Source organism: Pseudoalteromonas sp. Cn5-37, assembly GCF_021532495.1.
Lineage (GTDB): Bacteria > Pseudomonadota > Gammaproteobacteria > Enterobacterales > Alteromonadaceae > Pseudoalteromonas > Pseudoalteromonas simplex.
This window is the reverse complement of record NZ_JAKGBA010000009.1, coordinates 87,546-106,327: the sequence shown is the minus strand read 5'-3', so window position 1 is coordinate 106,327 and position 18,782 is coordinate 87,546. Positions and strand designations below refer to the sequence as shown.

The following is an 18,782-nucleotide window of genomic DNA, read 5'->3' as shown; positions in this document are numbered from 1 at the left end:
CAATACTACTGCGTTTTAGCTTCTAATTCGGCTAACTGTTGATTTTTTTCTTCCCAAATTCGATTTAGCTCAGCTTGAAAGTTAACTCTAAACTCTGCATCACCGGTGTAATCACCGATTAAATTAGGGCTTACTTCCATCACTTCTACTCGCACTTCGACTTCTTTTACACGACCACTGGCAAAGTCTACAAAGCTAGGAATACCACCAGGGTAATGAATAGTAACATTGACCACTTTGGAAATTTGCTCACCCATTGCTTGCATAACAAACGCAACACCGCCCGCTTTTGGCTTTAATAGGTGCTCAAAAGGACTATTTTGGCGAGAATGCTTTTGCTCAGTAAAACGCGTACCTTCAACAAAGTTAACAATACTCACTGGCATTTCTTTAAACTTTTCACAGGCTTTGCGCGTGGTTTCTAAGTCTTTGCCACGCAATTTAGGGTTTTTCTTTAACTGGGCTTTACTCGTACGAGTCATGAATGGGAAATCCAACGCCCACCATGCAAGACCCAAGAAAGGAACGTATATCAGCTCTTTTTTCAAGAAAAAGTTTAAAAACGGAATACGGCGATTAAACAGACGTTGCATAACAACGATATCGACCCAGCTTTGATGATTCGCGATCACCAAGTACCAGTCTTTCGCTTTTAACTGCTCAAGACCTGTCACGTTCAGATTATATGAAGCAAATATGTTTTGGTTGATGCTGTTGCAACTCACCCACATAGTGGCGCATTGCTTAGCAATCCAACTCATTAATTTTTGCAATGGCTTGATTGGAATAAGCTTTATGAGGCCACAAATAAAAATAGGCACAAACCAAAAAAGGGTATTGAGGGTGTAAAATAAAAAACTGAACACACAACGGATCATCGACATTACTACTTATTCCTTTAACGCTTAATCTTCAAAATACGTATAGCCAGCAAGGCCTGCATTTAGTTCTGATAAATATTGTGCCTTAGATTGCTCATCAATTGCCAGTGAGTTGACCCGTTTTGCAAAGTTTTCAGCAAGAATCTCGCTATCATAATCAACAAACTTTAATACGTCCTTAACACTGTCACCTTTAATGGCATTCGTCAGTTGATAGCCTGCTTCTGTAAGCTCAACATGCACTGAATCTGTATCGCCGAACAGGTTATGTAAATCACCTAAAATCTCTTGATACGCACCCACTAAAAACATTGCAATATGGTATTGCTGACCTTGCTTGTACTCAGGAATAGGTAAACTACTCTCTATGCCTGTGCCTTCGACATAATCACGAATTTGCCCATCTGAGTCACAGGTAATGTCTTGAATAATAGCGCGCTGTGTTAATGGCTGATGCAAGTTTTCAACTGGCATGACAGGGAATAACTGCCCAATCCCCCAGACATCAGGGAGTGACTGAAATAATGAGAAGTTAACGAAGAGCTTATCGGCAAGTTTCTCGTTTAAATCGTCTAACACTTCTCGATGTGAACGGGCATTCTCACTAAGTGATGCACGAACACGATGTAAAATTGTGAAATACAACTGCTCGAGCTTCGCCCACTCAAGCATAGTGAGTAGGCCATGCACATATTGGTCATGGGCTTCACTGAATAGATGCATTGCATCATGATAAATTTCCAACGCCATACGCGGTGTTAAACGCTGTAAACACTGCCACATTTCATCTAGTACCAATACACTGCCTGCCTCTGGCGCCGTTGGATTTGCATGGTTTGGCGCACGTTCAACATCAATAACATCTGTAATTAATACCGCGTGGTGCGCTGTTAACGCACGGCCTGACTCGGTAATAATGGCAGGGTGTTTAAGGTCATGTTGCTGACACACTTCAGCAAACGCATTAACTACATTACGCGCATATTCTTCAACACTGTAGTTCATTGAACACGAACTACGTGACCCAGAGCCTTCGTAATCAACACCTAAACCGCCACCGACATCCACGGTATTAAGTGGTACGCCTAACTGTGTCAACTCTGCAAAGTGACGAGCACATTCACGCAGTGCGCGATGAATATCGCGGATATTGGCAATTTGCGAGCCGATGTGGAAATGCACTAGTTGCATTAAATGAAGTTTATTGCGCGATTTAAGCAGCTCAACCGCAGATAGCACTTGCCCTGCTGTTAAACCAAACTTACCTTTTTCGCCACCGGTATTCTGCCATTTCCCCTTACCAACCGAGTTTAAGCGAATACGAATCCCAATTGATGGCTCGATGCCTAGATCATCAATTTCTGCCAATAGAGTAGTTAGCTCAGAAAGTTTTTCTACAACAATATGAACCTTATGACCCATACCTTGGCCAATACAAGCTAAGCGTAAAAACTCACTGTCTTTATAACCATTACAAACGATGGTAATTGGCTCTTGTGCTACACCTAAAATAGCCATCAGCTCAGGTTTTGAGCCGGCTTCAAGGCCCACTAAACCACTTGGGTGAGCAAGTAGTTTACTGACCACAGAACGCTGTTGATTAACTTTAATTGGATAAACACAGGTATAACTACCTTGGTATTCACGGGCATTTCGTGCTTTGGTAAATGCGCTAGTCAGCGTTTCAACGCGATTTTGTAAGATATCGGTAAAACGCACTAAAACAGGTAGGGTAAGACCTTGCTTTTTAAATTGCTCAGTCAGTTCAGATAAAGACACCGCGGCTTTAGTTTGATCGCCATCAGGGTAAGCCACCAGCTCACCTTGTGCGTTAATGTCAAAGTAACCGTCACTCCAGTGAGCAACATTGTATGTTTCGCGTGCTTTATCTAAACCCCAAGTCATGGCAATGTCTTCTGTAAATTCATTAAATATAAACGCACATTTTAATACGCTAGGGCTGACCACGCTAACAAAAATTGCGCTGTATGCCAAAGTGATAAAAAATATTCGCTATACTGATTAAAATTTGATTGAGCAATTAGCCAAGCACTGGCAGAATTGCACCCCTTTTTTACCATTAACCAAAAGTGTATAAGCAAGATGGCTAATTTAGATCAAAATAACTGGTTCACTGAAATTAGTGACCGTGATGGTAGTGCCTTTTCATTACGCATTACTAAGAAGCTTGATGAACAGCAATCGCCATTTCAAAAAGTAGAAATGTACGAAACAACTGACTTCGGTAATCTGATGATTATTGACGGTTGCACTATGGTAAGTAGCCGTGAAAACTTTTTTTACCACGAGATGATCAGCCATCCGGCATTGCTTGCACACCCAAATCCAAAAAATGTTGTGATCATTGGTGGTGGTGACTGCGGTACTTTACGCGAAGTATTAAAACACCCAAGTGTTGAAAACGTAACGCAAATTGATATCGACGAAGTCGTGACACAAATGTCACTTAAATACTTCCCTGAGCTGTGTGAATCAAATCAAGATCCGCGTGCTACAGTGATGTTTGATGACGGCATCAAGTACATGCGCGAAGCAGCGCCAGAATCAATCGATGTAGTAATTGTTGATGGTACAGATCCAGTTGGCCCAGGCGAAGGTTTATTTAACCACGCTTTCTATACCAGCTGTTTAACTGCACTTCGCCCGGGTGGCATCTTAATTCAGCAAAGTGAATCGCCACTTATGCACATGCCACTTTTAGTTGAAATGCGTGATGCAATGACTGAAGTGGGCTTTGTTGACTTACAAACGCTGCCTTTCCCACAACCAATTTATCCAAGTGGTTTATGGTCTGTAACGCTTGCTCGTAAGTCAGAAGCGTTCGCTGGTTTTCGTGAAGATGATGCCAATAAACTTGCGCAAAGCACTGAATACTATAATGCAGGTATTCACCACGGTGCATTAGCCACACCTAATTATATGAAACGTGCTTTCGAGAAAAAGTAAGCGTTTTGACTAAATGAAAAAAGGGCTCATTGAGCCCTTTTTTGTTGTATTAAACCTTAAATCTATTAACTAACTGATTCAGTTCGTCAGTAAGCTGATTCATACGGTTAGCGACCTCTTGTGTTGAACTCGCTAACCCGCCTCCATGTTGGGTTTGATCGTTTAGATCAGACAGGTTTTGACTAATTTCATCTGCCACAGCAGTTTGCTCTTCAGTTGCTTGTGCTGTTTGCATCGCCATATCATTTACTTTGACCGATGATTCTTGCATCGAGTTAAGTATATCGTTAGTTTGGGTAAACGATTCTACTGCTTCATCAGCAAAACGCTTACCACTATTAATCGCCTGTAAGGATTGCTCAACACTGGCTGCAAATTGCTCAACCATAGTTTGAATATCATTAGTGCTTTCTTGGGTCCGAGTTGCTAGGGTGCGAACCTCATCTGCAACCACCGCAAAACCTCGCCCTTGCTCACCAGCTCGCGCAGCTTCAATTGCAGCATTGAGTGCAAGTAAGTTAGTTTGCTCAGCTATAGCGCGAATAACTTCAAGCACTTTAGCAATGTTGTCTGAGCTTTGTTGCAGTTCAGTGGAACGTTGGCTGGCATGTTCCATATTATCTGACAAGGCAACAATTTTTCGACTCGAGTTATCAACCGCAGCCAAGCCTTGTTTAGCCAGTTGCTGTGAGTTGTCAGCTTCATGGGATGAGTTTTGTGCCACACCTGCAACCTCACGACTTGCAACGCTCATTTCATGTACTGCACTAACTATTGATTCAGATGCTTGGCTAAGCTTTTGATTTATTTGATGGTTCTGATTAGCAAAATTATCAAGGTCACGACCTAAATTATGCAGCTCTTTAGCCTGTCCAAGTATGTCTTTGATAAGTTGTTGTAGGTTATCTAAAAACCCGTTAAAAGCCGTCGCAAGTTCTGCAAACTCGTCTTGTGTTTTTACATTGATACGGCCTGTTAAATCACCATCTCCCGACGCAATCTCATTAATTCGCTCTGTCACAAAGTTAATCTGCTTCGTGAGTTGTCGAGGTACATAATAGCTAAACCAACCAGCGACAAGTAAAACGATAGCGATCATTATCATTAGTTTAACTTTAAAGCTGATAACACCATCCATTAACTTCTCAGTTTCAGATTTTGATGTTTTATCTGCTGCTTCGCCTGCTTTATCTAAAATATCCCTCAGTGCTGAAAATGTTTGTTCAGCAATCTGCTTTTTTTCACTGTTTTGTGGGTCATTGATAAAGTTTTTTGATGCCGAATACCATGAATCAAATGCGCTATCAAAATGACTAAACCGGTCGACTACCTCGGTGTAAGGTGACATGTAAGACAAGTATTGCCCAAAGCGCTCTTTAACTTGCTCGGCATTTTCTTGATGTTCATTTAGATAAGTTTTATCTGTGTTACTGCTTGTAACAAGAGTAAGCTCGGCAACCTTTGCTTGGTAAATATCTCTATCAGCATTAACAACGACCGAAATCGCATTCAAAAATCGTTCTGATTGCGCGTCAACAGCTTGTTTTTGCAAACTGATAAGATAAGTGTAGCCTGCAATTAGAATAAGAATGGCAATGCCTAACAAAATAATCGGTAGGGAACTTTTAACGCGAATGCTTTGTAAATTCATACATTTTCCTAATTAAAAATCGAAACCAGCATGCTTATTGAATCTTAGCTGAAAAATATAAAACTGTATGAAATTAAAAGTGCCAACTCGCTGAAAGCTGAAATTGCTGCTGCGAGTTATGCTCATTAAATCCCATACCGGGTCTGTTTTGAGCGTCACTGCTCAGCACTGAATATTCAGCACCTACTTGCCACTTGGTTGACAGTTGATAACGCCAACTTGCGGTTAAAGCTTCTCCACGACTTTGGTTAGGATCAAATTGCCAATCATCATGATCGCTAACCTTGAAATAATCATACCTAATTGTGAGACGATGCTGGTCTAACTTGTGGCTTAATAAAACAAAATGGCTATAAAAATCATTGTCTACCCCACGATTTGTGCCCATCGCAGTTTTACCATCAAGGAGCTGTACAATAATGCGTGTTTGCTTATTAAATTTATACAACCATGCCGCGCTTAAAAAACGTGTATCCCACGCATATTGACCAGTACGGGTATTCAAAGCACCTGGATCGCCATTGTTGTCATAATAATAGACACGTAATTGTGATTTTTTTTGATAATCCCAATGAGCGCCAACGTAATAGCCAAAACGCCCATCGACTTCTTCGAAAGGCTCCACGTGCTCGGCTTGCTTATCTAGCTGCGACCATTCAAATGAACGTGGAACAGCAAAATCAATTTGTTCATTGAACGTAGTCTGCCTGTCATGCATAGCAAAGCCACGCCATGACAGCAACGTCCCAGCAGGATCGTTGCCTTTAAAAACCGCAGCAAAGCCTTCAAAACTATGATTACTTCTAAATTGCCTACCTGGGCGCTTAATGTTTGCCTCTAAACCAAAGGCCCGCACTTCTTCGCCAATCCAAGTATTAATCGCAGAATTAGTGTAGTTATAAGGTGACATCCAGCCATTTTGCGGGTTCTCAAGCGACATTTTGGGATAAAAGCCACCTCCTTTCACTGTCCATTTATAACGACTAGCTGTAAGAGGCTGATATTGCAAATAAGCCTGAGTTAAACCAACTGTTAGTTCTGGATCAGGATGAGCGTTAAGTACTGTGTGCGCAGACCAATCGCTATTTAACTCAAAACGACTACTCAGCATAGCTTGGGATATCACAACACCATCATGCTCTTGGTCATAACGGTATAAGCCAATTCCTTTACGCTGATAGCTCGCTAGTTGGTCACCACGCACAGCCGAAACAGTTACCAGCCCATCATGCTCAGCATATACCACTGCAGGCAACCCAAAAACACTCGCCAATAGCAAGGCTTGCCATTTATTCATAATCATCAAACTCGTCACTGCTTAGTTCTAATTTTGGTAATAAGTTTTGCTTTAACTGATAGCTCAACGACTTTGCATTGTTCGTTATCTCGATAGTTTCTGGTGTACTGATATCATTAAAGCGGTCATGCCAAACAGCCAGAGTAAACTTACTTTCAGGTAAGCTTAATTCAACCATACCTTGATCATCTGTTTGCCCATAAATCCCACCATCGACGACCACAATGTAACCCAGCATCCAGTCATGAATGTTACAGCCAAGCTCAACAACCCCCGATTGTGCAAAGTTAATCGGTTTTTCGGGTTTATCGTGGTAAAGCTTTAACTCAAATTGCTTTGTTTTAGAAAATGAATAAACGTGGTGCATGATTGAATCAAGGTTAGGAAATTCAACATTTGCCCCTTGTGGCACTGCCAGCACATGAGGCACAAAGGCACGTTCTTTTTGGCTCATGGTGTAGTGACTATCAGCTACAGCAAGCTGTTTTGAACCTTTGAGCCAAACCACGGCATTCTTGACTGGCTGATTCTGCTTATCAACTATCTGTATTTGCTGTGCCAATAAACTTTGACTAAACAATAGTAGCAACAGGGTTATTCTTATCATTTTGCTTAACCTTTTTAGGTGCTAGGCTGGATATCGCCGCGTTCACTTTGTTGAATACGTATGCAGATCTCTCGTATTAACCGGCAAGTCACTTTATGCTTTAAGGATGTATGTGAATACGTGACAACAATCCATAACCATAAGCCGCCAAGGAACAACAATGCGATTAACTGCCTTAATGTTAGCAGCCTTTTCAGGTACTTGCCTAGCACAAACCACAACCATCAGTTCACCAGATGGGCAGATCAAAGTAACTATCTCAGATGAGCAACACACACCTAGCTACGAAATCAGCTTTGCAGGTAAACAAGTCATTGCGAACTCTTCGTTAGGCCTTATTTTTAAAAAACAACCAGCAATGAGCGAAGGTTACAAAATTAGCAGCCAAACCACTGATTCGGTAAAAAGCAGCTGGGAGCAACCGTGGGGTGAACGCCAAACTGTGGTTGATAACCATAACGAAGTCGCTGTTACCTTTAAAAAACCACAACCACAAGGTGGCACGTTTACGGTACGTTTTCGCGCTTTTAATGATGGTGTAGGTTTTCGATACGAATTACCAAAACAAGCTGGCTATGATGATGTAGAAATCACTAAAGAACTTACAGAGTTTGCTATTACAGACTCATCAGATGCAACGGCTTGGTGGATCCCCGCTCGTGGTTGGAACCGTTATGAATATGTTTATAACACCACCCCACTTCATAAAGCGGCACTTGTGCACACACCATTTACTATAAAAAATAAAGAGGGTGTGCATATTAGTATTCACGAAGCCGCCCTTGTTGATTATGCAGGCATGGTTTTAAATCAACGTCGTGATGGTACTTTCCAAGCCGATCTAACACCTTGGTCAGACGGTGTAGCGGTTAAAAAGCAAGGCGCATTTAATACTCCTTGGCGTACAATTCAAATTGGTGATGAAGCCGTTGATTTAATCAACTCAGATATCATCTTAAACTTAAACGAACCAAATAAACTGGGTGATGTATCTTGGGTAAAACCAGGTAAATACGTAGGTATTTGGTGGGGTATGCACATCAATGAAAATACTTGGGGTAGCGGTAAAATTCATGGTGCAACCACTGCAAACACTAAATATTACATGGACTTCGCTGCTAAATATGGCTTCGATGGCGTGCTAGTTGAAGGCTGGAATATTGGCTGGGATGGCGACTGGTTCTATAACGGTGACGTATTTAGCTTTACACAACCTTATGACGACTTTGATATTGAAGAACTGACACGTTACGGCAAAGAAAAAGGCGTACAATTAATTGGTCACCACGAAACGTCGGGTAACGTGACCAACTACCGTAACCAAATGGAAGATGCATTTGCGTTATACGAAAAATCAAATGTAAGCCAAGTTAAAACAGGTTATGTTGCTGACGGTGGTAACATCAAGCGTATCGATGAAAACGGCATTGTACGCAAAGAGTGGCACGATGGTCAGTTCATGGTTAATGAATACCTACACAACGTAAAACTTGCTGCAAAACATAAAATTAGTATCAACACGCATGAGCCTGTGAAAGATACCGGCCTACGTCGTACATACCCAAACTGGATTGCTCGTGAAGGTGCCCGTGGTCAAGAGTTTAACGCATGGGGTACACCGCCGAACCCACCAGAGCATATTCCAATGCTAGCTTTCACGCGTATGCTTGCAGGCCCAATGGACTTTACGCCAGGTATTTTTGATATGGGCTTTAACGGTTTAGGTGCTGATACCAACCGCCCACAAACAACCCTAGCGAAGCAATTAGCGCTATACGTTGTAATGTACAGCCCAATTCAAATGGCGGCAGATTTACCACGTAATTATTTAGCGAAGCCAGATGCATTCCAGTTTATTCAGGATGTACCAACTGATTGGCAACAAAGTATTGCACTACAAGGTGAAGTTGGCGATTTCGTTGTATTTGCACGTAAAGAACGCAAGCGTGATAAATACTCAGGTAACGACTGGTATCTAGGTGCTGTTACAGACGAAAAAGCCCGCACTTTAGAAGTGAAGTTAGACTTCTTAGATAAAGGTAAAAAGTTTGAAGCGCAAATCTACCGCGACGGTGACAAAGCCGAATGGGTAAATAACCCTTACGACTTAAAAGTAGAAAAACGCATTGTTACTGCTGATGATAAGCTAACGTTAAAGCTTGCCACCAGCGGCGGCACAGCGATTCGTTTTAAAGCAATCTAAGCTAAAAGCTGTAAGTTTTAAGCTTCAAGTAAAAAAGAGCGCGGCATTTGATGTCGCGCTTTTTTATTGCCATTAAAAAGCAGCCCACTCGGGCTGCTTGAAACTTATAGCTTAAGGCTTACAGCTAAATACTTTTAAAAAGGCAAATAGATTTGCGCGCTGAGGCCACCTTCTGGGCGATTAAGTAGTTGTACTCGGCCGCCGTGCATATCGACAATACGTTTAATTATCGCAAGCCCTAAGCCACTGCCTTCGCTACCGCGAGCGGCATCACCTTGTTTAAACGGTTCAAATACAGTTTCAAGTTCGCTTTCTGGGATCCCCGGACCGTGATCGTTAACCACAACTATGGCAAACTTTTTATTACTGCTCACGCGGGTTTCAACCTCTATATCACCATCTGAATAGCGAATTGCGTTTTCAATCATATTAGTAACAACACGCTTTATTGCCACCATACTCACTGGCACTTCACTTAAGCTCGGATTCTCTTTAAAGGTAATAGTGCGGTGATGTTTTTGTTCAGCTTCGACAACTTCTGACACAATCGCGTTTAAATCTTCTAGCTCAAGTTCTTCACGTTTGTGGTGGCGTAAATATTCAATGAATTGGTCGATAATGGCATTCATGTCTTCAATATCATGAATGATCCCTTCACGCAGGTAATCTTCATCGTCCGACATCATTTCGGTGGCAAGGCGAATTCGTGTAAGCGGCGTGCGCAAGTCATGAGAAACACCTGCCATTAATAACCGACGGTCGTTCTCAAGAGCTGCAATACCACGCGACATTTGGTTAAACGCACGGGTTACTTCAATGACTTCTGTAGAGCCTTGTTCTTCTAATTTGGTAGAAAAGTCACCTACCCCTACTTTAACAGCGGCTTGTTGCAGTGCTTTTAAAGGTCTATTTAGATGGCGGGCAAACAACCACCCACCGAGCACACTTAAAAAGCCAATACTCGATAAATAAAAGGTTAAGAATTTTAGGTTGTTTTCTTGCAGGCCGGTGAGCGGCACGCGTACCCAATAACCCGGTGCTTGTGGAGCTTCAACCCAATAAACAAGTGGGTCGGTTTGGCTAATACGTACCCGAGCAGAACCATTGAGCTCTTTCGACATGCTTCGCGATAGCATTGAGTACTCACGAGTTTCAGCCAAACCTTGACTCATTGCTTGGCGCTGGGTCATGACCTCAATGCCGGTGATCTCAAAAAACTTATCAGAAGCTTCCTTGCTAACCTCAACCCCTTCTTCCCATTCAATAAACACGGTTTTCACCTGTTTAGATAGGATCAGGTTTACTTGTTCTATAGTTGGTTTAACAACATAAAAACTGACCGTAATATAAGAGACAATTTGATTGATTAACAGCAGAGCCGCAACCAAAAATACCGTTTGTCCAAACGCACTACGTGGAAACATGCCCATTACTGTTATTTTTCACCGTCTGGCACAAATACGTAGCCTAAGCCCCATACTGTTTGTATATAACGTGGATTAGCGGCATCCACTTCAATCATCCGACGTAAGCGTGAAACCTGCACATCGATACTGCGCTCAAGCGCACTGTAATCTCGGCCGCGCGCTAAGTTCATCAGTTTATCGCGACTAAGCGGTTCACGAGGATGAGTCACTAACGCTTTTAATACCGCAAACTCACCACTGGTTAACGACATTGTTTTATCACCATGGCTCATTTCGCGGGTCGCAAGGTTTAGTGTGAAATCACCAAAGCTAATTTCGTTTTCTTCGGCAGCAGGCGCACCTGGTACTTCTTTCGCACGACGACGTAAAATTGCTTTAATACGCGCCAACAGTTCACGTGGGTTGAATGGTTTAGGAATGTAATCATCAGCACCAAGCTCTAAACCGATTATGCGGTCAACTTCATCGCCTTTGGCTGTAAGCATTACAATTGGAATGTCATTTTCTTTTTGACGTAAACGACGGCAAATTGATAACCCATCTTCACCTGGTAACATTAAATCTAATACAATCAAGTGGAAGTTCTCGCGCTCTAATAAGCGATCCATCTGCTCTGAATTTGCTGCTGAGCGAACAATAAAGCCTTGTTCTACAAGGTAACGCTCTAGCAAGCTACGTAAGCGCATATCGTCATCAACAACCAATACTTTTGTCGTTTCGTGTCCCATAACTTTCATTCTTTTTTTAATATGTTACTTATTAATATAAATGAAAAAGTTAAGAATAAAAAACGAATTACGCGCTTAGATTGTTACTGAACATTTCAAAATCCCACTCGACAAAGGTAAAAGACTTTTATACCTTGCGGCTGGTTTTCTTTTTAGGCTGAATAAAATGGCAAAGACAAATTTAATAACCCGAGAAGGGTATCAGCAATTACAACAAGAACATGACTACCTATGGCATGAAAAGCGCCCTGAAATCACCAAAATTGTGACTTGGGCAGCAAGCTTGGGCGACCGTTCTGAAAACGCAGATTATCAATTCAACAAACGTGTTTTACGACAGATAGATCGCCGCGTACGCTATCTTCGTAAACGCATGCCAGATCTTAAAATTGTTGACTACAACCCACAGCAAGCAGGAAAAGTGTTTTTTGGTGCTTGGGTCGAAATTGAGAATGAACAAGGCGAAACAAAGCGCTTTCGTATTGTTGGCCCCGACGAAATTTACGAGCGCAAAGATTATATTTCGATTGATGCACCTATGGCTCGAGCGCTACTTGGCAAACAGGTTGATGATGACTTTTCGGTGAACACACCTGAAGGCGCAAAAGAATGGTATATCAATGAGATAACTTATCCGGATGCGAAATAACTTTTGCCAGAAAATTCAGAAAGCGTTAATTAGTGATTGTTTAGTCTAAAAATGTGATCTATAACTAAAGTTACTCAAGATAAATCATTACTTGAGTTTTAGAAGGTAGTAAGTATGTCAAACGCAATACAACGCATAATGAATAATGCCATTGTATTCGCACTATTAATTAGTGTGAGTTTGATATCTTATGCCAGTGATATAGAGAGCCATTCAGACAGTGTTACGCCAACCGCTCACTTTATTGCGTGTGATAGTGCAGACCCTGCTAACTTAGATACCGACCTCGATAAACATACTCCTGCGTTCATCACTAATGTAGCCCAACCACTGCAAGATGCGCCTGTTGTTTCGTATGTTCCCCCTTGTAATAAGGTGTCTGTTTATAGCGCGCACCAGCGAGGACCACCTGTTTTTTAATTAACTCAAATTTTCTATTTCAGTTTTATTAAAATGTATGGTGATCAAAATGAATAAATTCAAAGAATTACGTCTTCAAGACATTTCTAATGGTGCTTTATCTAATACTGTAAACGAAGTTGAACCAACCCTCGACTTAACTTCTCCAGCGCTAAAAGTATTAAATAGCTTTACAAGCAAAGACCCTGTGCGAGCACATCATGATTTGAGTATTGTCGATGCACTTAAAAAAACCAGCAGTCGTTGTTCTGACTTTATTTTAGTCGTAGATAATGACGAAAAGCTTATTGGTATTACTTCAAGTGCTGACTTACAAAGCTCTAAAATCATGATTCTTGCTCAGCGCCTCAATTTACATCGCAATGAAGTTACTTTGCAGCATGTAATGACACCACTTAGCAGCTTAGCTGGTGTAAGCTTACAAAGTATTAGCTATGCATGCATTGGCGATGCACTGCAAACTATGGAACACCAAGGTATGATGTTCCTTTTAGTAACCAGCGCTGAACATGAAATTTGTGGTTTGATTTCAGCCCGTGAAATTGCTAAAAAATTACATATTCCTGTTAATATCAACCCAATTGCTAATGGCTTCAGCGAAGTATTACAGCAGGTTGATCACCCGCACTAAGCGTTAAAACCCGCGTTGTGTAAGACTATTTTTGCAGGCCTTAAAAGCAGTGCTTTTAAGGCCTTCTTATTGTGATATTATTCAGGCAATTAATCTTCAGTTTTACTGATTTTCTATTTTTAAAAAGGGTTATGCATGAGCAATATCTCTGCACGCTTAGCAACTGAGCTAAGTGCCCAGCAACCACAAGTTGTTGCTGCAATCAAATTACTTGATGAAGGTGCCACAGTTCCTTTTATCGCCCGCTATCGTAAAGAAGTAACTGGTGGCTTAGATGACACGCAATTACGTTTACTTGAGCAGCGTTTATCGTATTTACGTGAATTAGAAGAGCGCCGCAGCTTTATCCTTAATACTATCGAAGAGCAAGGCAAGTTAACTGCTGAGCTAAGTGCTGATATTAATAACGCTGACAGTAAAACTGAGCTTGAAGATTTATATCTGCCTTTCAAACCTAAGCGCCGTACAAAAGGACAAATTGCCATTGAAGCGGGTATTGAGCCGCTTGCCGATGCGCTATTTAACAACCCTAGCCTCGACCCTGAACAACAAGCAAGTGACTACATTAATGCCGATGCAGGCTTTGCAGATAATAAAGCGGTACTCGATGGCGCTAAGTTTATCTTAATGGAGCGTTTTGCAGAAGACGCCAAACTACTTGCTAAATTCCGTAGTCATATCGCACAACATGGTCAGATTGAAAGTACTGTAATCGCTGGTCAAGAAAATGAAGGCGTAAAGTACCGCGACTACTTCGAGCATCAAGAACCACTTAAAAAAGTACCATCACACCGTGCACTTGCTATGCTGCGTGCGCGTAATGAAGGCGTCTTACAACTTAGTATCAACCCAGAGCCTGGCGCAGAAAATCCGGCGCAAGTGTGTGCACAAATGATTGCCGATCATTATCGCTTAGATGTTAGCAATTCTGCTGCAAGTAGTTGGTTAATGGGCGTAGTGCAATGGGCATGGAAAATTAAGTTAAGCCTTCACCTTGAGAATGAATTTTTAGGTGCAATGCGCGAAAAAGCAGAAACCGGCGCAATTGACGTTTTTGCTAAAAACTTAAAAGATTTATTAATGGCCGCTCCTGCAGGTCCACGTACTACGTTAGGTCTCGATCCTGGCCTGCGTACTGGTTGTAAAATTGCCGTTGTCGATAGCACTGGCAAGCTGTTAACAACACAAACAATTTTCCCGCACGCACCACAAAATCATTGGGATAAATCACTTCGTACTCTTGAGCAATTATGCCGCCAACATAAAGTTGAGCTAATCGCTATTGGTAATGGTACGGCTTCACGTGAATCTGACAAGTTAGTAGCTGAACTGATTAAAGCCAACAGCGAACTTAAACTCAATAAAATTATGGTCAGTGAAGCGGGCGCTTCTGTTTATTCAGCGTCTGAGTTTGCCGCCAATGAATTCCCTAACCTTGATGTTTCACTACGTGGTGCTGTGTCTATCGCGCGCCGCTTACAAGACCCACTTGCTGAGCTGGTAAAAATTGAGCCTAAATCAATCGGTGTAGGTCAATATCAGCACGATGTATCGCAAAGCCAACTTGGTCAAACGCTAACATCTGTGGTTGAAGACTGTGTAAACTCAGTGGGTGTAGACTTAAATATGGCGTCGGTGCCGCTATTGACTCGCGTGTCTGGCTTAAACAAAACATTAGCGCAAAATATTGTTAGCTACCGTGATGCGAATGGCTCATTTAGCAAACGCTCTGAGCTTAAAAAAGTTGAACGTTTAGGTCCAAAAGCCTTTGAACAAGCGGCCGGTTTCTTACGTATCAGCACAGGCTCAGATCCTCTTGATAACTCGTCAGTTCACCCTGAAGCCTACCCAGTTGTTAAGCGTATCTGCGAGAAGAACAGCTTAGATGTTAACAGCCTAATTGGTAACTCTGACATCCTAAACAAGCTCGTTGCGAACGACTACACAGACGAAAAGTTTGGTTTACCAACGGTTACCGACATTATCAAAGAACTTGATAAACCGGGCCGCGACCCGCGCCCTGAGTTTAAAACAGCTGAATTTAAAGCCGGTGTTGAAACCATTAATGACCTAAAACCGGGTATGATTTTAGAAGGTGTAGTGTCTAACGTTGCTAACTTTGGTGCCTTTGTTGATGTGGGTGTACACCAAGACGGTTTAGTGCATATTTCTGCGATTACTAACAAGTTTATCTCTGATCCACGTGAAGTGGTTAAAGCGGGCGATATTGTAAAAGTAAAAGTAGTTGAAGTAGATGCTGCCCGTAAACGTATTAGCTTTACCATGCGTTTAGACGATGATGTTGATACCAGCAATAAAGCCGCATCAGCTAGCAAACCTAAGCCAGCTGCGAAAGCGAAAAGTGCACCTAAACAAAAACGCGAATTTGGCAATGTTGCCATGGGTAATGCCTTTGCTGATGCATTTGCCAATGCAAAAGTGAAAAAATAATAGGCTGTAGGCATAAGTCGAAAAAAACCGCGTAAGTGTAAACTTACGCGGTTTTTTATTTTAGAAACTTAAATAAAAGCAGAGAACTGATTTTGATTAGTTGGCGAGGTCGCTGCTTGATAAAAATTAGCAATACGTGCAGCGCGCTCATCTACTTCAACGTCACGCTTTGCTGTTTTGGTTTCGCTAGTTTGAGTAGCGCTATCTTCACCATACTCACTGTTTATTTTGAAGGTCGATTTACCTGAATCAACATCGCCATCGGCTGATTGACTGGCGAGCTCAGCTTGCGCTGCCATCAGCTTTTGCGTGGCATCTGCGGCAATTGAACGATCAGCACTCGAAGGCTCTTGTGGTGCAAGTGCTGCAGCACGCACCGTCTGCATTTTTTCAATTGTGGCTTTTGGGTCGCCTTCAATTACAGCAACATCAATTTGCACCTCGCCGCCCACAGCATAGTTCGTACCATCAGGACCGCGTTGATATTCATAGCTTGGTGAGCCCGCATATTGCCCCCCCACTGATGCATGAGCTTGCTCATGAATACGTACTTCGGTATCGCGGGCTTTTAGCTCTTTAATTTGCTCAGCATCTTGCTGCTCTTGCTGGGCAACCTTTTGCTCTTTTTGCTGCTCTTGTTTAGCTTCTTGTTGTTCTTGCTCTGATTGTTCAGGCTCTTCTTGCTCACCACCTTGCTTACGTTCTTCAATCACCTTGTCTTCAGCCAGACGCCCTTTTGCATCATACGTACCCGCCTCAGAACCCGGCTGCTTGGTTTTGTCGCCATCATTCAGGGTTTTATTTTCTGCGTTACTCGGCTTGGTAGCGGCAGGTGGCGGGATCACTTCACGTAACTGATTATCACGGCGAGCACTTTCGGTGTGCACGTTCGCCGTGTTGATATTAATCGAAGGAAACGGAGTGACGATATTCATAAGTTTTTAAACTTTAATATCTATTAATGTGCCGAGCACTTCATCAGCAGTCTGAATCGTGTTGATATTGGCTTTTGCATTAAACTCTTCAACTTTTAAGTTAACAAGCGACTCATCAATTGGGGCAGGTTGTGAAACTGGCGGAGTTACAGCTTCATTTGGAGTCGCCGCTTGTAATTGGCGTTGTTGAGCTAATTGGGCATCATCTTGCTGATCAATTGAGGCACGGCTAATCTCAGCGCTTGCCTTTTCGATACCTTGGCTTGCACGGTTATAACCTTCTACCGCATTATTAAAAACAGAACTGATTGGCATAACACCCTCCAACAGTGAGATCTACCCGGTAAGTATCGCTCATAAAACGAGCAAAATAAAGCTAAATCCCGCTATTTTTCTGGCCTCTCAGCGAGTTTTGCTTAACACATTGATTTCAGTGCTGATATAAATGCTGCTTTATGAGAAATAAAAGGCGCATGTGAAGCTTTATCTAAAACCTCATATTCAAACTGGGGTTGTATGGCATGCATTTTTTCAATCGCACGATACGGTACTAATGAATCTAAGCGACCGAAAATACCACGCACAGGTACGCTAAGGTTAGCGAATAGTTCCCGTAAATCATCCTGCTGTAAAATGTCTAAGCCCGCACTTAAAGCTTGCTCTTGAGGCGCAGGGTATTGGTTTAAAAGTGCTTTAAGTTGCTTAATATCATCCCGAGCTGATTCACTGCCCATCGCTTGTATCGCTAAAAACCGTTCTATCGTTTTTTCTCTGTGACTAACTAGCTGATCTTTAAATGCATTTAATACGTCAGGTTTGATACCCGGCCATTCGTCGGTTTGCGCAAAAAAAGGCGTTGAGGCAACCAACACAACCTTTGCTACTTTGTCAGGCCAATGTGCTGCAATATACAAGGCAAAAAGCCCGCCCAACGACCAGCCAACAAGAATAGACTGATCATTTAGCTGTGTACTTAGTTGCTCAGCCGCAGCGTGCAAAGTGTAAGGTATGGGAATAGACTGTGCGTTACCAAAGCCAGGTAAATCGAGACAACGGACTTCACCATCATGAAAAAACTCAAGCTCAGGTTTGATCACTTGCCAAACCCCTTGGTTCATTCCCCAGCCATGTAATAGCACCATCTCATTTTGCATAATTTGTATTTCCCAACCACACTTAGCGCTCATAATAGCGTTTAAAGGAATGAATGCAATGTCTCACTTACCTCATGCCTTAAAACTAGGGCTAGACGCACTATTCCCCAACTTTTGCATTAGCTGCCAGAATCACATACAGGCTGATCAAGCTTTGTGTCAGTATTGTTTAGATGACCTTAATTTATTTGACCTTACACGCCATCCAAATCTGTTACACCGACCAGATATATGTGATGCATTTCCTGATAGTAATTTTGACCATTTAATTGCCTGTGCGTGGTATCAAGCACCTTTTAAACTTTGGCTCAAGCAATTGAAATTTAATGACCAACAATATTTTCGTGTGGCACTACAACAAGTGATAGGGAAACAGCTGCAATTAGCTCGTCAAGTTAATGCAAATTGGCCCGACCTTTTTATTGTGCTGCCTCTGCATAATCAACGCTTTTTAGCACGCGGCTTTAATCAGGTAAGCCAAACTTGGCTGCCTGTTTTAAAAAACCAGCAATGTACTGTTAGCTCAGCTCTTTACAAGCAAAAAGCAACCAAAGCACAATCACAGTTAAGTAAAGCGAAAAGAGTTAAAAATCTACAAAATGCATTTGTTTGTCAGCAAGATTTAACAGGGAAAACCGTGGCAGTTGTTGATGATGTGATGACCTCTGGCGCAACTTTAAATGCTGCGACAGAAGCCATAAAAAATGCAGGGGCGAAGCAAATATGGGCTATGCTCACTTGCCTAACAGGGTTAGGCAACCTGCATTATGATTAAGTGTGA

At 42.2% G+C, this 18,782-nt stretch carries 17 protein-coding genes; 7 read left to right on the top strand and 10 right to left on the bottom strand.

Going from position 1 to position 18,782, the window contains the following annotated elements; all coding sequences use genetic code 11:
• Positions 1 to 5: 5 nt before the first annotated feature.
• Both L1266_RS12720 and speA read right to left on the bottom strand, forming a co-directional pair.
• On the bottom strand, positions 6 to 884 hold the full coding sequence (locus L1266_RS12720; RefSeq protein WP_235377649.1) for an acyltransferase: 879 nt from the start codon (positions 882 to 884) through the stop codon (positions 6 to 8).
• Positions 885 to 905: 21 nt separating this feature from the next.
• A complete protein-coding gene (gene speA / locus L1266_RS12715) occupies positions 906 to 2,786 on the bottom strand; it encodes a biosynthetic arginine decarboxylase (protein WP_054554514.1) in 1,881 nt (626 codons plus the stop codon).
• A 198-nt stretch (positions 2,787 to 2,984) separates the two neighbouring features.
• On the opposite strand from speA, the gene speE reads away from it, so the two are divergent.
• Positions 2,985 to 3,848 (top strand): polyamine aminopropyltransferase, encoded by an 864-nt coding sequence (gene speE, locus L1266_RS12710; protein ID WP_054554422.1) that lies wholly within the window; start codon positions 2,985 to 2,987, stop codon positions 3,846 to 3,848.
• Between the two features lie 49 nt (positions 3,849 to 3,897).
• On the opposite strand, the gene L1266_RS12705 is transcribed toward speE, so the two are convergent.
• The 3 genes from L1266_RS12705 to L1266_RS12695 all read right to left on the bottom strand — a co-directional run bounded on the left by L1266_RS12705 (position 3,898) and on the right by L1266_RS12695 (position 7,403).
• Positions 3,898 to 5,499, bottom strand: a complete 1,602-nt coding sequence (locus tag L1266_RS12705; protein WP_138618420.1) for a methyl-accepting chemotaxis protein — start codon at positions 5,497 to 5,499, stop codon at positions 3,898 to 3,900.
• A gap of 73 nt (positions 5,500 to 5,572) precedes the next feature.
• Positions 5,573 to 6,802: a hypothetical protein gene (locus tag L1266_RS12700; protein WP_138618422.1), complete on the bottom strand. Its 1,230-nt coding sequence runs from the start codon at positions 6,800 to 6,802 to the stop codon at positions 5,573 to 5,575.
• A complete protein-coding gene (locus L1266_RS12695) occupies positions 6,789 to 7,403 on the bottom strand; it encodes a methylamine utilization protein (protein ID WP_054554425.1) in 615 nt (204 codons plus the stop codon). Before L1266_RS12695 ends, L1266_RS12700 begins: the two co-directional genes overlap by 14 nt.
• A 160-nt stretch (positions 7,404 to 7,563) precedes the next feature.
• On the opposite strand from L1266_RS12695, the gene L1266_RS12690 reads away from it, so the two are divergent.
• The gene (locus L1266_RS12690; protein WP_235377648.1) at positions 7,564 to 9,606 is read left to right on the top strand and encodes a glycoside hydrolase family 97 protein; all 2,043 of its coding nucleotides are present in this window, start codon (positions 7,564 to 7,566) and stop codon (positions 9,604 to 9,606) included.
• A 134-nt stretch (positions 9,607 to 9,740) separates the two neighbouring features.
• On the opposite strand, the gene envZ is transcribed toward L1266_RS12690, so the two are convergent.
• Both envZ and ompR read right to left on the bottom strand, forming a co-directional pair.
• On the bottom strand, positions 9,741 to 11,036 hold the full coding sequence (gene envZ / locus L1266_RS12685) for a two-component system sensor histidine kinase EnvZ (RefSeq protein ID WP_054554427.1): 1,296 nt from the start codon (positions 11,034 to 11,036) through the stop codon (positions 9,741 to 9,743).
• 5 nt (positions 11,037 to 11,041) lie between these two features.
• Positions 11,042 to 11,761: an osmolarity response regulator transcription factor OmpR gene (gene ompR, locus L1266_RS12680; RefSeq protein ID WP_054554428.1), complete on the bottom strand. Its 720-nt coding sequence runs from the start codon at positions 11,759 to 11,761 to the stop codon at positions 11,042 to 11,044.
• Positions 11,762 to 11,927: 166 nt separating this feature from the next.
• Between ompR and greB the strand changes: the two genes are divergently transcribed.
• The 4 genes from greB to L1266_RS12660 all read left to right on the top strand — a co-directional run bounded on the left by greB (position 11,928) and on the right by L1266_RS12660 (position 15,912).
• Entirely contained in the window at positions 11,928 to 12,410 is a 483-nt protein-coding gene (gene greB / locus L1266_RS12675) for a transcription elongation factor GreB (protein WP_054562853.1), read from the top strand.
• Positions 12,411 to 12,524: 114 nt separating this feature from the next.
• Positions 12,525 to 12,830, top strand: coding sequence for a hypothetical protein (locus tag L1266_RS12670; protein ID WP_235377647.1), 306 nt, complete (start codon positions 12,525 to 12,527; stop codon positions 12,828 to 12,830).
• Positions 12,831 to 12,879: 49 nt separating this feature from the next.
• Entirely contained in the window at positions 12,880 to 13,461 is a 582-nt protein-coding gene (locus L1266_RS12665; protein WP_235377646.1) for a CBS domain-containing protein, read from the top strand.
• A 135-nt stretch (positions 13,462 to 13,596) separates the two neighbouring features.
• Positions 13,597 to 15,912, top strand: a complete 2,316-nt coding sequence (locus L1266_RS12660; protein WP_054554432.1) for a Tex family protein — start codon at positions 13,597 to 13,599, stop codon at positions 15,910 to 15,912.
• Positions 15,913 to 15,980: 68 nt separating this feature from the next.
• On the opposite strand, the gene L1266_RS12655 is transcribed toward L1266_RS12660, so the two are convergent.
• From L1266_RS12655 to bioH, 3 genes are all read right to left on the bottom strand, one after another.
• Positions 15,981 to 16,847 (bottom strand): putative metalloprotease CJM1_0395 family protein, encoded by an 867-nt coding sequence (locus L1266_RS12655; RefSeq protein ID WP_138601025.1) that lies wholly within the window; start codon positions 16,845 to 16,847, stop codon positions 15,981 to 15,983.
• 6 nt (positions 16,848 to 16,853) lie between these two features.
• On the bottom strand, positions 16,854 to 17,162 hold the full coding sequence (locus L1266_RS12650) for a hypothetical protein (RefSeq protein WP_054554434.1): 309 nt from the start codon (positions 17,160 to 17,162) through the stop codon (positions 16,854 to 16,856).
• Between the two features lie 101 nt (positions 17,163 to 17,263).
• Positions 17,264 to 18,001 carry a pimeloyl-ACP methyl ester esterase BioH gene (gene bioH / locus L1266_RS12645; RefSeq protein WP_187490153.1) on the bottom strand — a complete coding sequence of 246 codons (738 nt, stop codon included), beginning with the start codon at positions 17,999 to 18,001 and terminating at the stop codon, positions 17,264 to 17,266.
• A gap of 58 nt (positions 18,002 to 18,059) precedes the next feature.
• Between bioH and L1266_RS12640 the strand changes: the two genes are divergently transcribed.
• Positions 18,060 to 18,776, top strand: a complete 717-nt coding sequence (locus L1266_RS12640) for a ComF family protein (RefSeq protein ID WP_138601023.1) — start codon at positions 18,060 to 18,062, stop codon at positions 18,774 to 18,776.
• Positions 18,777 to 18,782 lie beyond the last annotated feature (6 nt).

Excerpts from the sequence above, each read along its gene's own strand:
- L1266_RS12660 (WP_054554432.1), top strand. The coding sequence starts at position 13,597 with ATGAGCAATATCTCTGCACGCTTAGCAACTGAGCTAAGTGCCCAGCAA.
- bioH (WP_187490153.1), bottom strand. The coding sequence starts at position 18,001 with ATGCAAAATGAGATGGTGCTATTACATGGCTGGGGAATGAACCAAGGG.
- L1266_RS12655 (WP_138601025.1), bottom strand. The coding sequence starts at position 16,847 with ATGAATATCGTCACTCCGTTTCCTTCGATTAATATCAACACGGCGAAC.
- L1266_RS12670 (WP_235377647.1), top strand. The coding sequence starts at position 12,525 with ATGTCAAACGCAATACAACGCATAATGAATAATGCCATTGTATTCGCA.
- L1266_RS12690 (WP_235377648.1), top strand. The coding sequence starts at position 7,564 with ATGCGATTAACTGCCTTAATGTTAGCAGCCTTTTCAGGTACTTGCCTA.
- L1266_RS12650 (WP_054554434.1), bottom strand. The coding sequence starts at position 17,162 with ATGCCAATCAGTTCTGTTTTTAATAATGCGGTAGAAGGTTATAACCGT.
- L1266_RS12705 (WP_138618420.1), bottom strand. The coding sequence starts at position 5,499 with ATGAATTTACAAAGCATTCGCGTTAAAAGTTCCCTACCGATTATTTTG.
- L1266_RS12700 (WP_138618422.1), bottom strand. The coding sequence starts at position 6,802 with ATGATTATGAATAAATGGCAAGCCTTGCTATTGGCGAGTGTTTTTGGG.
- envZ (WP_054554427.1), bottom strand. The coding sequence starts at position 11,036 with ATGGGCATGTTTCCACGTAGTGCGTTTGGACAAACGGTATTTTTGGTT.
- L1266_RS12665 (WP_235377646.1), top strand. The coding sequence starts at position 12,880 with ATGAATAAATTCAAAGAATTACGTCTTCAAGACATTTCTAATGGTGCT.
- speA (WP_054554514.1), bottom strand. The coding sequence starts at position 2,786 with ATGACTTGGGGTTTAGATAAAGCACGCGAAACATACAATGTTGCTCAC.
- L1266_RS12695 (WP_054554425.1), bottom strand. The coding sequence starts at position 7,403 with ATGATAAGAATAACCCTGTTGCTACTATTGTTTAGTCAAAGTTTATTG.
- greB (WP_054562853.1), top strand. The coding sequence starts at position 11,928 with ATGGCAAAGACAAATTTAATAACCCGAGAAGGGTATCAGCAATTACAA.
- L1266_RS12640 (WP_138601023.1), top strand. The coding sequence starts at position 18,060 with ATGTCTCACTTACCTCATGCCTTAAAACTAGGGCTAGACGCACTATTC.
- ompR (WP_054554428.1), bottom strand. The coding sequence starts at position 11,761 with ATGGGACACGAAACGACAAAAGTATTGGTTGTTGATGACGATATGCGC.
- speE (WP_054554422.1), top strand. The coding sequence starts at position 2,985 with ATGGCTAATTTAGATCAAAATAACTGGTTCACTGAAATTAGTGACCGT.
- L1266_RS12720 (WP_235377649.1), bottom strand. The coding sequence starts at position 884 with ATGTCGATGATCCGTTGTGTGTTCAGTTTTTTATTTTACACCCTCAAT.